Here is a 13,964-nt window from a genome sequence, read left to right as displayed (position 1 = left end):
CACGCCGAGCCTTTTGTCCATTCTTTAATGAATGCTTACAATCTGATCGCTCATCGTTCCCCCACAGCGCGGCAGACAGCTCAGACACTCCACGGTCCGGCATGCCCCACGTGCCGCGACCGAGAGGAAGACCGTTGTCCGCACCGCGCGGCTCCCGCCGGCGCCCCGCCCGCCGGCCCCGGATGCGCCGGCACCGGACGCGCCGCCGCGCCGACATGCCGCTCCTGGGCGGCGCACGGCCCCCGATAGCCGCCCTGCTCGCGCTGCTGCTGGCCGTCGCCGGCCTGACCGCGCTGGTGCTCGGCGACCGGGACGGCGGTGCCGCCGACGCCGCCGTGCTCGCCTCGCAGCAGCACGTCGCCGAGGACGGCGCGCTGGCCCTGCGGGCCTCCCTCGACGAGAGCATCACCGACCTGGAGCGCGCCGCCGCGCAGTTCGGCGGCGCCGCCGCGGCCGAGCCCGACGTCGTCCTCGACCGGCTCGGCCGGATCTACAACAAGTGGCGCGGCACCGCCGTCGTCGACCCCGACGGCGGCACCCTGCTCGCCGCCCGCGGCGAGAACATCCCCCTGGCCACCGTCCTCAAGGGGCGCGACGTGCTGGGGCCCCGGCTGGTGCGGCTGCCCTCCGGCGAGACCCGGATGCTCGTCGTCACCGCGCTCCGCGCCGGCGACCGCACCCGGCTGCTCGTCGCCTCCGGCAGCCTGAACGTCCCCGGCATCTCCGCCGGCGAGGACCGCTCCCTGCTCGTCGTCGACTCCGCCGGCACCGTGCTGGCCAGCGACGGCCCGTCCGTCGCCCGCACCGCGTGGGCCAAGAAGGCCCGCCGCACCGCGGCCGCCGACTCCGCGAAGACACCCGAACCCGGCGGCCACCCCGGCGCCGGCGGCCACCTCGTGGGCCAGGGCCGCGACGGCGCCCGCTTCGCCGTCGGCTACGCCGCCGCGGGCCGCGCCCCCGGCGAGACCAGCGCCGCCGGCACCCTGGGCCTGTCCGTCATCACCGCCGTCGAGATCACCGAGGACCCCTCCGCCGTCCGCACCCAGACGTTCGGCCTGGCCGCCGCCGGCATCCTGCTGGTGCTCGCCCTCGTCGTCGGCTGGGTCCTGCTGCGCACCGTCCAGCGGCCCCTGCTGCGGCTGTACCTGGAGAGCCGCCGCCTCGCCCGCGGCGACCTCGACCGGCCCGTGCCCTCCTTCCCCGGCCGGGAGGCCGCCCGCACCGGCGCCGCGCTGGAGAGCCTGCGCCGGCAGCTGCTCGGCGGCCGCCCCACCCGGGCCGGCCGGGCCCGCGGCGGCTTCGGCACCCGCGGCACCGTCGCGGTGTGCGCCGTCCTGCTGCTGGCCTGGGCGGCGCCGCTGCTGTTCCTGGTCAACCGGGCCGGCACCACCGTGTCCGTACCGCAGCAGCTGGTGGAGGACCAGCGCCGCCGCACCGACACCGCCGCCGACCGCGTCCGCAAGGCCCTCAACGAGGGCTGGGCCGACGTGGCGTCCGCCGCCCAGGCGGTGGCGGGCCACCAGCAGGACGACGCAGGGGCCGTCCTGGAGAAGACCCTCCGCGAGCACAGCCGCTACCGCTCCGTCTACGTCGTCGGCAAGGACGGCACCGTCCTCGCCCGCGCCGGCGCCACGCCCCGCCACCCCGAGGGCAGGGCCCCGCACCCCGACTCCGTCGTCCAGCTCAACACCTCCGGCAAGGAACCGGCCGTCGCCGCCTACGCCGCCGTCCCCGGCGACAGCGGGCGCGCCGTGGTCGGCGAGTACGACCCGCAGTTCCTCGTCTCGATGGTGACCCGGCCCGGCCTGGGCCACGTCTGGCTCGTCGACAAGGGCCGGCGCATCGTGGCCGCCGACCGCGCCCACGGCTTCCGCGCCTTCGCCCCGCTGCCGGGCCGGCACCTCCAGGACCTCGCCCTCACCACGTCCGGCGCGGGCGCCAAGAGCTCCGGCACGGCCGTACTGCACCGCTCCGGCGGCACCCCGGACATCGCCGCGGCCGCCGCCTTCACCGGCGGCGGCGCCGTCAAGGACCTCGGCTGGCAGGTCGTCAGCTCGCAGCCGGCCTCCTGGCTGGACCTGCCCGAGTACACCGCCCAGCGGCGCACCATGCTGGCCGGCCTGCTCGGCGTGACCGCCGCCGTCGCCTGCCTGGGCTGGCTGCACATCGTCGTCGTCCAGCCGCTGCGCTCCCTGGCCGCCCGTGCCGAGGCCCTCGCCGCCGGCGACCGGCGCACCGTGCTGTTCCCGCAGCACCACGACGAGGTCGGCGCCGTCGTCCGCAACCTCGAACTCATCCGGCAGGAACTCGTCCGGCAACGGCAGGAAAGGAACCGGTAGCCGTGCTCTTCCTCTACACGGTCCTCGTGGTCTGCTGCGCCGTCCTGCTGGTGGCGGGCGTGATCGAGCAGCGCCGGCACTTCGCGAGCCTCGACCAGATCCCCACCCGGGTGCTGGTCAACGGCATCCGCGGCAAGAGCTCCATCACCCGGCTGTGCGCGGGCGCCCTGCGCGGCGGCGGCCTCGTGACGGTCGCCAAGACCACCGGCACCGCGGCACGCTTCATCCACCCCGACGCCACCGAGGAGCCGGTCCACCGGAAGTTCGGCATCGCCAACGTCGTCGAGCAGATCGGCATCGTCCGGCGCGCCGCCGCCTACCGGCCGGACGCCCTGGTCATCGAGTGCATGGCGGTCATGCCGGCGCTCCAGGAGGTCAACCAGACCAAGCTGATCCGCTCCACCATCGGCGTGCTGTGCAACGTCCGCGAGGACCACCTCGCCGAGATGGGCCCCACCCTCGACGACGTGGCGCGCTCGCTGAGCCGGTCCATGCCGCAGGGCGGCGTCTGCGTCACGGCGGAGCAGGACCGGCTGCCCATCCTCCGCGAGGAGGCGGCGAAGCGGAACTGCCGGCTGATCGCCGTCGACCCGGAGACCGTCACCGACGAGGAGCTGCGCGGCTTCGGCTGGTTCACGTTCAAGGAGAACGTCGCCATCGCGCTGGCCGTCGCCGAGCTGTGCGGCGTCGACCGGGCCACCGCGCTGCGGGGCATGTACGACGCGCCGCCGGACCCCGGCGTGCTGTCCGTGGAGCGCTACCGCACGCGCGAGGGCATGCCGTTCCGGTTCGCCAACGTCTTCGCGGCCAACGACCCCGAGTCGACGCTGATGAACGTCGAGCAGCTGCTGGGCCTCGGTGCGATCGAACGCCCGCTGAACGTGCTGATCAACTGCCGCCCGGACCGCGTGGAGCGCAACGGGCAGATGGGCGAACTGATCCCGCGCCTCGCGCCCGACGCGGTGTTCCTCATCGGCCACCCCACCAGGAGCGCGTACGACGCGATCCCCGCGCAGTGGCGGGACCGCGTGACCGACCTGGGCGGCGACCGGCGGCCCGCGGCCGAGCTGGAGGCGGAGATCCTGGGCCGGCTCACGCCGGGCTCGTCGCTGGTGGCCATCGGCAACATCCACGGCCAGGGCGAGCTGCTGCTGGAGCGCCTGACGGAGCTGCCGGCCGACGACGAACCCATGCACCACACCACAGGAGACGTCCGTTGATCCCCGCCGTTCTCACTCCGGAGATCGCCGCCATCGGCATCGCCCTGGGGCTGCTGTTCTCGCTCGTCTGCTACCTGACGACCAACCTCTCCCCCGGCGGCATGATCACCCCCGGCTGGCTGGCGCTCACCCTGGTCGAGGACCTCCAGCGGGCGGCCATGGTGGTCGGCATCACCGTGCTGACGTACCTGGGCACCCTGTTGCTGCAACGGCACGTGATCCTCTACGGCAAGCGGCTCTTCGCGGCCGTGGTGCTGACCGGCGTGGTCCTCCAGGCCACCCTCCACCTGATCCTCCAGCAGCAGTTCCCGCTGATGTACACCAACCAGACCCTCGGCTTCATCGTGCCGGGCCTCATCGCGTACCAGCTGGTCCGGCAGCCGCGCGGCGCCACGCTGCTGGCCACCTGCACGGTCTCGCTCGCCAACTACGTCGTCCTCACCGCCGGGATCCTGCTCGGCTTCATGCCGACCGCCTGAGAGGCACACCCATGTCACGACGGAACCAGAACCGGAGCCGCAACCGAACCCGGAAGAAGAACCGCGGCGCCGGGCGCCGCCGCGCCCTGCACACGCTCGCGGTGCTCGGCCTGCTGGGCACCAGCGCGTACCTCACGGTGGAGCTGCGCGACAAGCAGCAGGGGACGGCACCGCCCGTGGAGTCGGTGCGCGCGGGGGCGCCGGCCACCGCCGGCAAGGCGGTCCCGGCCGGCGAGTACCGCTACGAGCGCCTGGCCAACCCCGCCCGTACGGTGGTCCGCTCCGCCGAGGGCACGGTCCTCGCCACCCTCACCGACAACGCCCGTACCGCCGTCCTCACCGGCCCCAGCCGCACCTTCACGGAGCCCAGCTTCACGACGGCGAAGGTCACCACCGACAGCTGGGTGCGGCTGCTGCCGGAGCCGTGGAAGGAGGGCGCGGAGAAGAGCGCCTGGTTCCGCCAGTGGTTCGGCGACCACCTGGGCAGCAAGGACCCCGACATCTTCGCCTTCGCGACGGACTACCTCGACGGCGCGCCCCTGAAGAAGGACGCCAAGGGCATCCCCTACGCGGGCGACGCCCAGTTCGGCCCGATCAACCCCAACGGCTCGGAAGCGGGCGACCTGCGCCTGGAGCAGTCGGACTTCTACGACTACCTCGGCATCCCGTACACCTTCCGCGACGGCACCACCGAACGCCCCGAACCCCAGCGCTACCGCGCGATGGACTGCTCCGGCTTCGTCCGCACGGTCTTCGGCTACCGCGCCCGCTACCCCCTCCTGGGCAAGGACACCAAGGGCGACGGCCTCCCCCGCACCGCCAACGGCATGGCCCGCCTCGGCCCGGGCGTCCCGGTCCTCGAACTCACCGGCCACCGCCCGGAGACCACCGACCGGCTCCAGCCCGGCGACCTCGTCTTCTTCGAGATCGACAAACGCACGGGCGACCGCCTCGACCACGTCGGCATCTACCTGGGCCTGGACACCGACGGCAAACCCCGCTTCATCTCCAGCCGGGAAGAAGCCAACGGCCCCACCTTCGGCGACAAGGGCGGCACAGCCCGCCTGGACGGCAACGGCTTCTACGCGACGGGGCTGCGGAGCGCGAAGCGACTGTGACGGCGGGCCCGTGACGACCGGGCCCCTGTTCTCCGGGGCCCGGGAGCAGGGCCGTCAGGCCCGCTCCCACTCCCCCAACGCCAGCCCCGGTTCGCCGTCCTTCTGGCGGGCCACCCTCAGCCCGCCCTCCGGGGTGATCGTGGCCAGGACCACGCGGTTCGCCGCGTCCAGGGTCAGGGTCGGGGCGCCCACGCAGGGTTCGCCCGTTTCCTGCCAGGTGGCTTCCGACGGGGCGTCGTCCGGGAAGGCCGTCACGGCCGGGCGGCCCGAGGGGGCCCGCTGGGCCAGGATCGTGCAGGGGCGGCCGGCCAGTTCGGTGCGGAGGGACGCCACCGGGCCCTGGCCGTCGCCGCCGAGGGACGTGAGCGGCACCGGGGCCGGGGCCTCGGCGCCGTCCGGGCCGGCGTCGGGGGTCTGGACGTGCAGGACGCCGTCCGCCGCCGAGCGCCAGTAGTGGGCGATGCGGCCGTCCGCGGCGGGGGCCGACGAGGCGGAGCCCGCCAGGGGCTTCGCCGGGGTGTTGAGGACGCGGCGGAGCGGGCCGCCCGGTTCCTCCTGGCGCCAGCGCAGCACGAACTCCTCGGCCGGGGCGAGGAGTTCGATGCGGCCGTCGTCCGTGACGGCCGCGGACACCGTGTCGAGGACGTGGCTGCCCTTGATGTCCGTCCAGGGGCCCCACGCCCCGCGGACGTCCATGCGCCGGGCGCACACGCCGCCGCCCGCGTTGCGCACCACGATGTGCGCGCCCACCGAGTCCACGACCACCGTCGGCGCGCCGATCTGGTCCGCGCGCTGCCAGTCCTGGCCGTAGGGCGTGCCGATCGAGCGCCACGGCGTCATGGCCAGGCCCGACTGGAACTGTGTGGTGTAGACGACGTCGGTCTCGGCGCGCCCGTCGTCGTGGGCGCGGCGGCGCAGGCCGGCCAGGTGGACGTACCCCTGGGGGGTCCGGGCTATGGAGAGGCGGGGCTCCAGGCCGGGCACGTCGAAGCGCTGCGGGCCGGTCCACCCGGGGCCGCCGGGGCGGGTCTCGGTCCAGCGGAGCACGCCGCCGGCGACCGCGGCCCAGGCCGTCAGCCGCCCGTCGGTGCCCCGCAGCAGCCAGCCGGTGGTGGGGGTGGCGGTCCGCACTGCCATGACTCGCTGCCAGCCTCTCTCGGACTCTGTCGGAGCCCTGTGCTCCCCGTCGCTCTTCGTCGACCCCCGACCATAACACCGGTGGAGATCCACTTCGGTGGGCGGGCGTGCGAGGCTGGATGCATGAGTGACACCCCTCACGGCACCTCTCACGGCACCTCTCGCCTCCCCCTGCTCGTCGTCGACGCCGCCAACGTGGTGGGCTCGGTGCCCGACGGCTGGTGGCGCGACCGGCTCGGGGCCGCCGAGCGGCTGCGCGACCGCCTCGTGACGTACGCCACGGCGGGGCTGCCGCCCGGCGCCGTGGAGCCGCCGCTGCCGGGCCCGGTCGAGGTGGTGCTCGTGGTGGAGGGCGCGGCGCGCCGTACGGCCCCGGTGCCCGGCGTGGGTGTGGAGGCGGCGGACGGCAGCGGGGACGACCGGGTGGTGGAGGTCGTGGCCCGGCAGCCCCCCGAGCGGCGCCGCGTGGTGGTCACCGCCGACCGGGGGCTGCGCGAGCGGGTACGGGCGCTGGGCGCCGAGGTGACCGGGCCGCGCGCGGTCCGGCCGTAGGACGCCCAGCGCCTCCCCAGCGCCCCCTCAGCGCACGTTGAGCCGGCTGTTCCGCCTGCCGTGCACGAAGTACAGCACCACGCCGATCGCCATCCAGATGGCGAACCGCACCCATGTCTCCGCCGGCAGGTTGAGCATCAGCCACAGCGAGCCGAGGACCGACAGCACCGGCACCGCCGGCACGAACGGCGTGCGGAAGGCGCGCGGCAGGTCGGGGCGCATGCGGCGCAGGATGACGACACCGAGCGCGACGACGACGAAGGCGAACAGTGTGCCGATGTTGACCAGTTCGGCCAGGACGTCGATCGAGGTGAACCCGGCGACGATCGCGACGACGACGCCCAGCAGGATCGTGGAGCGGTGCGGCGTGCCGAAGCGCGGGTGGACGGTGGAGAAGAAGCGCGGCAGCAGCCCGTCGCGGCTCATGGCGAAGAAGACGCGGCTCTGCCCGAGCAGCAGGATCATGCAGACGGAGACGAGGCCGACGGCGGCGCCGAAGCTGATGACTCCGGCCCACACGGGGTGGCCGACGGCCTTGAAGGCGTCGGCGAGCGGTGCCTCGGTGGACAGGTCGGTGTACTTCTCCATGCCGGTGACGACGATGGACACGGCGACGTACAGCAGGGTGCAGATGGCCAGGGAGCCGAGGATGCCGCGCGGCACGTCGCGCTGCGGGTTGCGGGTCTCCTCGGCGGCGGTGGCGACGATGTCGAAGCCGATGAAGGCGAAGAAGACGACGGCTGCGGCGGCGAAGATGCCCATCACGCCGTAGTTCGACGGGGTGAAGCCGAACATCAGCTGGATCAGGGGCGCGGCGAGGCCGCTGCCGCCTTCGGTGCCCTTGGACGGCGGGACGAAGGGGTGGTAGTTGTCCCCGTTGATGAAGAAGGCCCCGGCGATGATCACCAGGAGTACGACGGTGACCTTCACGCCCACGACCACGGTCGTCACCCGCGAGGAGAGCTTCATCCCGGCGACGAGGATGCCGGTCAGGACGAGGACGAGGATGCAGGCGAGGAGGTCGAAGCCGAGCGTGCCGTGGTGGGAGCCGGTGAGCACGCCGGGCAGGTGCCAGCCGGCGTTGTCGAGGAGGGAGCGGATGTAGCTGGACCAGCCGACGGCGACGACGGCGCAGCCCAGGGCCAGCTCCAGGATGAGGTCCCAGCCGATGATCCAGGCGGGCAGCTCGCCGAGGGAGGCGTACGAGAAGGTGTACGCGGAGCCGGCCACCGGCACGGTGGAGGCGAATTCGGCGTAGCACAGCGCCGCCAGGGCGCAGGCCACGCCGGCGAGGACGAAGGCCAGGGCCACCGAGGGGCCCGCGTTCTCCTTGGCGACCTTCCCGGTGAGGACGAAGATGCCGGTGCCGATGACGACACCGACACCGAACACGGTCAGGTCGAGGGCGGACAGGTCCCTGCGGAGCGTGTGCTCCGGCTCCTCGGTGTCCTGGATGGACTGCTCGACGGTCTTGGTCCGGAACACTCCGCTCCTGCCGCGGCCGTTCCGGGCGGGCTGCTGCGCGCTCACGGGCTCACCTCCACCTGCTCGGCGTCGCTCGTCCTGTCCTGCCTGAACTGGGCGAGTGTCCGCGATGTTCGGTGCCGTGGAGGGGTGACAACGGCCACCCCCGTCAGGATTCACCCGATGGAGGACATTCCCGCGGTACGGGAAAGGGCCGACCGGACCACCCTGTACGGGGTCCGGCCGGCCCTGGATGCCGGTGGTGCCGGTGGCGTCAGTCGCGTACGGCGTCGGCCGTCTCGGGGGCCCCGGGGGTCTCCTCGTCGAAGCGGCCGTCCAGCTTGGCCACCAGCCCGGTGACCTGGCGGGCGATGTCCGGGGCGGTCAGCCCGATCTCGGCCATGAGCTCCTTGCGGGAGGCGTGGTCGAGGAACCGCTGCGGGATGCCGAAGTCGCGGAGCGGCAGGTCGACGCCCGCGTCGCGCAGGGCCTGGGCGACGGCGGAGCCCACGCCGCCGACGCGGCCGTTGTCCTCGACGGTGACGACGACGCGGTGCTCGGCGGCCAGGCCCGGCAGGGCCTCGTCGACGGGCTTGACCCAGCGCGGGTCGACGACGGTCGTGGAGATGCCCTGCTTGTCGAGGAGGTCGGCGATCTCCAGGCACATCGGGGCGAGCGCGCCCACGGAGACGAGGAGGACGTCGGGCTTCTCGGTGGCGTCGGCGGGGCGGCGCAGCACGTCCATGCCGCCGATGCGGCAGACGGCCTCGACGGCCGGGCCGACGGTGCCCTTGCTGTAGCGGACGACGGTGGGGGCGTCCTTGACGTCGACGGCCTCGCGCAGCTGGGCGCGGACCTGGTCGGCGTCGCGGGGCGCGGCGATGCGCAGGCCGGGGACGACCTGGAGGATGGACATGTCCCACATGCCGTTGTGGGAGGCGCCGTCGTCGCCGGTGACGCCGGCCCGGTCCAGGACGAAGGTCACACCGCACTGGTGCAGGGCGACGTCCATGAGCACCTGGTCGAAGGCGCGGTTGAGGAACGTGGCGTAGACGGCGAAGACCGGATGGAGGCCGCCGGTGGCCAGGCCGGCCGCGGAGGTCGCGGCGTGCTGCTCGGCGATGCCGACGTCGTACACGCGGTCGGGGAACTCCTGGGCGAACTTGCCGAGGCCCACGGGCTGCATCATCGCAGCGGTGATCGCCACGACGTCCTCGCGCTCCCGGCCCAGCTTCACCATCTCGTCGGCGAAGACGGAGGTCCAGCTGGCGCCGCCGGAGGCGACGGGCAGGCCGGTGTCGGGGTGGATGGCGCCGATGCCGTGGAAGCGGTCGGCCTCGTGCTGCTCGGCGTGCTTGTAGCCGCGGCCCTTCTGGGTGAGGCAGTGCACGAGGACGGGGCCGTTGAAGCGCTTGGCGCGCTGGAGCGCGGACTCCAGGGCCTCGATGTCGTGGCCGTCGATGGGGCCGACGTACTTCAGGCCGAGGTCCTCGAACATGCCCTGCGGGGCGATGAAGTCCTTCAGGCCCTTCTTGGCGCCGTGCAGCGTCTCGTAGAGGGGCTTGCCCACGACGGGGGTGCGCTCCAGCAGGTCCTTGCCGCGGGCGAGGAAGCGCTCGTAGCCGTCGGTGGTGCGCAGGGTGGCCAGGTGGTTGGCGAGGCCGCCGATGGTGGGCGCGTAGGAGCGCTCGTTGTCGTTGACGACGATGACGAGCGGCCGGTCCTTGGCCACGGCGATGTTGTTCAGCGCCTCCCAGGCCATGCCGCCGGTGAGGGCGCCGTCGCCGATGACCGCCACCACGTGGTCCTTGCGGCCCTTCACCTGGTTGGCCTTGGCGAGGCCGTCGGCCCAGCTCAGGACGGTGGAGGCGTGGCTGTTCTCGATGACGTCGTGCTCGGACTCGGCCCGCGAGGGGTAACCCGACAGGCCGCCCTTGGCACGCAGCTTCGAGAAGTCCTGGCGGCCGGTGAGCAGCTTGTGGACGTACGCCTGGTGACCGGTGTCCCACAGGATGCGGTCCACGGGCGAGTCGAAGACGCGGTGCAGGGCGATCGTCAGCTCGACCACGCCGAGGTTGGGGCCGAGGTGGCCACCGGTCTTGGAGACGGCGTCGACGAGGAAGGTGCGGATCTCCGCGGCCAGCCGGTCGAGCTGCTCCGGGCTGAGCCGGTCCAGATCGCGCGGTCCCCTGATGCGGGTCAGCAGCGCCACCCGTTGCCTCCTTCGTCGAGCTGTCGGGCTGATCAGATTGCAGTCCGTCGAGTCTAATGTTCCGCCCGCGGTGGCGGTGAACGGGTGCTGCGACCTATCTCACGCGAACGGCCCAGCAGGCGCCCGTACGGGTGTACGAGCGCCCGGCCGCGGTGGTGCCGCTGCTACGCCCGCCCCGCCGTCTTCTGCGTGCGGCGGGAGAGGGAGTCGATCACCACGGCGGCCAGCAGCACCGCACCGGTGATCATGTACTGCACGGCCGAGGCGATGCCCAGCAGGGCCATGCCCGAGGCGATGGACTGGATCACGAGCACGCCCAGCAGCGCCGACCAGGCCGAGCCGCGCCCGCCGAAGAGGCTGGTGCCGCCGATCACGGCGGCCGCGATGGCGTTCATCAGCAGGCTGCCGGCCCCGGACGACTGGTTGGCGGCGTTGATCTGGGAGGCCAGGAACATGCCGCCGAGCGCCGCCGTAGCCCCCGACAGGGCGAAGACGGAGATCCGTACCGCCGCCACGTCGATGCCCGCCCGGCGGGCGGCCTCGACGCTGCCGCCCAGCGCGAAGACCTTCCGGCCGTAGGAGGTGCGGCGCAGCACGAAGTCGGACGCCACGACGACCCCGAGGAAGATCACCACGGCCAGCGGCAGGCCCTTGTACTGGTTGAACAGCCACGCCACCACGTACGCGGGCACCGCCAGGGCCGCCGTGCGCAGCACCAGCTCGCTCAGCGGCCGGCTGGGCACGCCGGCCGCCTCGCGGCGCCTGCTGTCGCGCCAGGAGGCCAGGAAGAAGGCGGCCACGGCCAGCGTGGCGAGGCCGTAGGCCGCCGCGATGTCGGTGAAGTAGTGGTTGGTCAGGGCGGCGACCAGCCCGGAGTCGTCGAGGTTGACGGTGCCGTTGGCGCCGAGCACCTGGAGCATCAGGCCGTTCCAGCCGAGCAGGCCGGCCAGGGTGACGACGAAGGCGGGGACGCCGATGCGGGCGAAGAAGAAGCCGTGCAGCGCACCGGCGAGGGCGCCGGTGAGGAGGGCCAGGAGGAGCGCGAGCCACTCGGGCACGCCGTGGTGGACGTTGAGCACGGCGAGGACGGCCGCGGCCAGGCCGCTGACCGAGCCGACGGACAGGTCGATCTCGCCGAGGACGAGGACGAAGACGATGCCGACCGCGATCAGGCCGGTGCCGGCGGCGGTGACGAAGAGGTTGGAGAGGTTCTCGGCGCCCAGGAAGGCGGAGTCCTGCACCTGGAAGACGAGGCCGATGACGATCAGCCCGACGACCACGGGCAGGGAGCCCAGCTCGCCGCTGCGCAGCTTGCGCCGGAACTCGCTCCAGTAGCCGGCGAAGCCCTCCTCGCGGACCAGCAGCCGCGGGTCGACGGCGGCCACGGCCTGCCCGGCGGCCGGGGGCGTCTCCCGCGGCTCGCCGGCGTTCTCCGACAGGTCGGTGGTCATGCCCCGCCCCCTTCCGCTTCAGCCGCTCCGGCCGCTTCAGCCGCTTCCGTACGGTCCGCCGCGCGCCGGGCGCGGCGCGTGACGGCGTTGTCGGTGGCCCCGGTGATGGCCGAGACGATCTGTTCCTGGGTGGTGGTGCGCACGTCGAAGGTGCCGTTGTTGCGGCCCAGGCGCAGGACGGCGACGCGGTCGGCGACGGCCCGGACGTCGGCCATGTTGTGGCTGACGAGGATCACCCCCAGGCCGCGTTCGCGCAGTCGTTCGACCAGATCGAGGACCTGGGCGGTCTGCTCGACGCCCAGCGCCGCGGTGGGCTCGTCGAGGATGACGACCTTGGGCTCGCCGAGCAGCGAGCGGGCGATGGCGACGGTCTGCCGCTGCCCGCCGGAGAGCGAGGCGATGGGGATGCGGACGCTGGGGATGCGGATGGAGAGGGTGGCGAGCAGCTCGCGGGAGCGGCGTTCCATCTCCACCTCGTCCAGCACCCCGGCGCGCCGGAGCTCCCGGCCCAGGAAGAGGTTGCCGACGACGTCGAGGTTGTCGCAGAGCGCGAGGTCCTGGTAGACGGTCGCGATGCCCAGCTCCTGGGCGGTGTGCGGCCGGTCCACGGTGACGGGCCGGCCCTCCCACTCGATCACCCCGTCGTCGGCGGGGGCGACCCCGGCGATGGTCTTCACCAGGGTGGACTTGCCGGCTCCGTTGTCGCCCACCAGGGCGACCACCTCGCCGGGACGGATCTCCAGCTCCACGTCGGTGAGCGCCTGCACGGCACCGAACCGCTTGGAGATCCCGCGCAACGCCAGCACGGGCGTAGCGGACACGAGCATCATCTCCTTCGCCGCGCCGCCGGGGCGGCTGCCGTGGGGCTCACTTCAGGCCGGCCGCGTCGCACTGGGCCTTGTACTTCTCGGTGCAGATCTCGTCGAGGGTGAAGAAGCCCTCCTTGCCGACGTACTGCGCGATGTCGCCCTTGGTGAGGGGCAGCGGCGTGACGATGACGGCGGGGACCTTCTTGGTGGTGCCGCTGGTGACGGTGGACTTGGCCACGCTCTTGACGTCCTTGCCCCGGGCGAGGGCCACGGCCAGCTCGGCGGCGGCGTCGGCCTCCGGCTTGTAGGGCTTGTAGACGCTCATGAACTGCTCGCCGGTGAGGATGCGCTGGACGGCCGACAGCTCGGCGTCCTGGCCGGTGACCGGGGGCAGCTTGGTGAAGCCGGCGCTGTGCAGGGCGGTGATGATGCCGCCGGCCATGCCGTCGTTCGCGGAATAGACGCCGACAATGCTGTCCTTGCCGAGCGAGGAGATGGCGCCCTTCATGTTCTCGTTGGCGTTCTCCGGCTTCCATTCCTTGGTGTCGTACTCCCGGCCGATCTTCACCTTGCCGTCGAGCACGGAGTGGGCGCCGTCCTTGTACATCTTGGCGTTCGGGTCGGTGATCGCGCCGTTCATCATCACGATCTGGCCCTTGCCGGCGTTGTCGCCGAGCTCCTTGAGCAGGGATTCGCCCTGGATACGGCCGACGCGTTCGTTGTCGACCGAGGTGTACGCCTTGACGGGGCCCTCGGCGAGGCGGTCGTAGGCGACGACGGGAATGCCCTTGCCGGTGGCCTTCTTCACGGAACTCGCGATGGATTTCGCGTCCACCGCATCGAGGATCAGGACGTCCACCTTTTTAGTGATCATGGTGTCGACCTGCTGTTGCTGGACGGAGGCGTCCTGCTTGGCGTTCTCGTAGAGAACGGTGGTGCGGGGGCCGGCGAGCTCCTTGAGCTTCTTTTCGATCAGCGGCCTGTCGAAACGCTCGTAGCGGGCGGTCTGGTTCTCGGGGAGCAGGAGACCGATGGTCAGCGGGGCATTCGGGTCCTTCTTCGGGCCGTCGTTCCCGCCGGCCTCCTTGGCCTTTCCGCAGGCGGCGAGCCCGGCGGCCAGAGAAACGGCGGCGAGGGCGACGACCGTGCCACGCACATGCGCATTCACGTGCATTACCTCCCT

General features: G+C 72.8%; 10 protein-coding genes and 1 pseudogene. 5 read left to right on the top strand and 6 right to left on the bottom strand.

Annotated elements, in window-relative coordinates; all coding sequences use genetic code 11:
* Positions 1-134 precede the first annotated feature (134 nt).
* The 4 genes and pseudogenes from IE305_RS01060 to IE305_RS01045 all read left to right on the top strand — a co-directional run bounded on the left by IE305_RS01060 (position 135) and on the right by IE305_RS01045 (position 5,156).
* Positions 135-2,339: a HAMP domain-containing protein gene (locus IE305_RS01060; RefSeq protein WP_308440220.1), complete on the top strand. Its 2,205-nt coding sequence runs from the start codon at positions 135-137 to the stop codon at positions 2,337-2,339.
* Between the two features lie 2 nt (positions 2,340-2,341).
* Positions 2,342-3,523 (top strand): annotated as a pseudogene (gene pgsB, locus IE305_RS01055) (poly-gamma-glutamate synthase PgsB); the annotation flags it as partial.
* Between the two features lie 32 nt (positions 3,524-3,555).
* Complete coding sequence (locus IE305_RS01050) at positions 3,556-4,038, top strand: poly-gamma-glutamate biosynthesis protein PgsC/CapC (protein ID WP_190127419.1); 483 nt, start codon at positions 3,556-3,558, stop codon at positions 4,036-4,038.
* An 11-nt stretch (positions 4,039-4,049) separates the two neighbouring features.
* Positions 4,050-5,156: a C40 family peptidase gene (locus IE305_RS01045; RefSeq protein WP_190127418.1), complete on the top strand. Its 1,107-nt coding sequence runs from the start codon at positions 4,050-4,052 to the stop codon at positions 5,154-5,156.
* 54 nt (positions 5,157-5,210) lie between these two features.
* Here IE305_RS01045 and IE305_RS01040 read toward each other — a convergent pair whose 3' ends face one another.
* Positions 5,211-6,293, bottom strand: a complete 1,083-nt coding sequence (locus IE305_RS01040; RefSeq protein ID WP_190127417.1) for a PLL family lectin — start codon at positions 6,291-6,293, stop codon at positions 5,211-5,213.
* Between the two features lie 123 nt (positions 6,294-6,416).
* Between IE305_RS01040 and IE305_RS01035 the strand changes: the two genes are divergently transcribed.
* Positions 6,417-6,845 (top strand): PIN domain-containing protein, encoded by a 429-nt coding sequence (locus IE305_RS01035; RefSeq protein ID WP_190127416.1) that lies wholly within the window; start codon positions 6,417-6,419, stop codon positions 6,843-6,845.
* A gap of 27 nt (positions 6,846-6,872) precedes the next feature.
* Here the strand turns inward: IE305_RS01035 and IE305_RS01030 are convergent, their stop codons facing one another.
* The 5 genes from IE305_RS01030 to IE305_RS01010 form a co-directional block, all read right to left on the bottom strand.
* Positions 6,873-8,375, bottom strand: coding sequence for an amino acid permease (locus IE305_RS01030; protein WP_190127415.1), 1,503 nt, complete (start codon positions 8,373-8,375; stop codon positions 6,873-6,875).
* Positions 8,376-8,583: 208 nt separating this feature from the next.
* Positions 8,584-10,521, bottom strand: a complete 1,938-nt coding sequence (dxs, locus tag IE305_RS01025) for a 1-deoxy-D-xylulose-5-phosphate synthase (protein WP_190127414.1) — start codon at positions 10,519-10,521, stop codon at positions 8,584-8,586.
* A gap of 164 nt (positions 10,522-10,685) precedes the next feature.
* Positions 10,686-11,972 (bottom strand): sugar ABC transporter permease, encoded by a 1,287-nt coding sequence (locus IE305_RS01020; protein WP_190127413.1) that lies wholly within the window; start codon positions 11,970-11,972, stop codon positions 10,686-10,688.
* Positions 11,969-12,802: an ATP-binding cassette domain-containing protein gene (locus IE305_RS01015; RefSeq protein WP_190127412.1), complete on the bottom strand. Its 834-nt coding sequence runs from the start codon at positions 12,800-12,802 to the stop codon at positions 11,969-11,971. The genes IE305_RS01020 and IE305_RS01015 overlap by 4 nt, the downstream gene beginning before the upstream one ends.
* 37 nt (positions 12,803-12,839) lie before the next feature.
* Positions 12,840-13,949 carry a substrate-binding domain-containing protein gene (locus tag IE305_RS01010; RefSeq protein WP_190127411.1) on the bottom strand — a complete coding sequence of 370 codons (1,110 nt, stop codon included), beginning with the start codon at positions 13,947-13,949 and terminating at the stop codon, positions 12,840-12,842.
* Positions 13,950-13,964: the final 15 nt, after the last annotated feature.

The organism is Streptomyces mashuensis (genome assembly GCF_014654785.1).
Lineage (GTDB): Bacteria > Actinomycetota > Actinomycetes > Streptomycetales > Streptomycetaceae > Streptomyces > Streptomyces mashuensis.
This window is presented reverse-complemented; position numbering and strand designations above follow the sequence as displayed.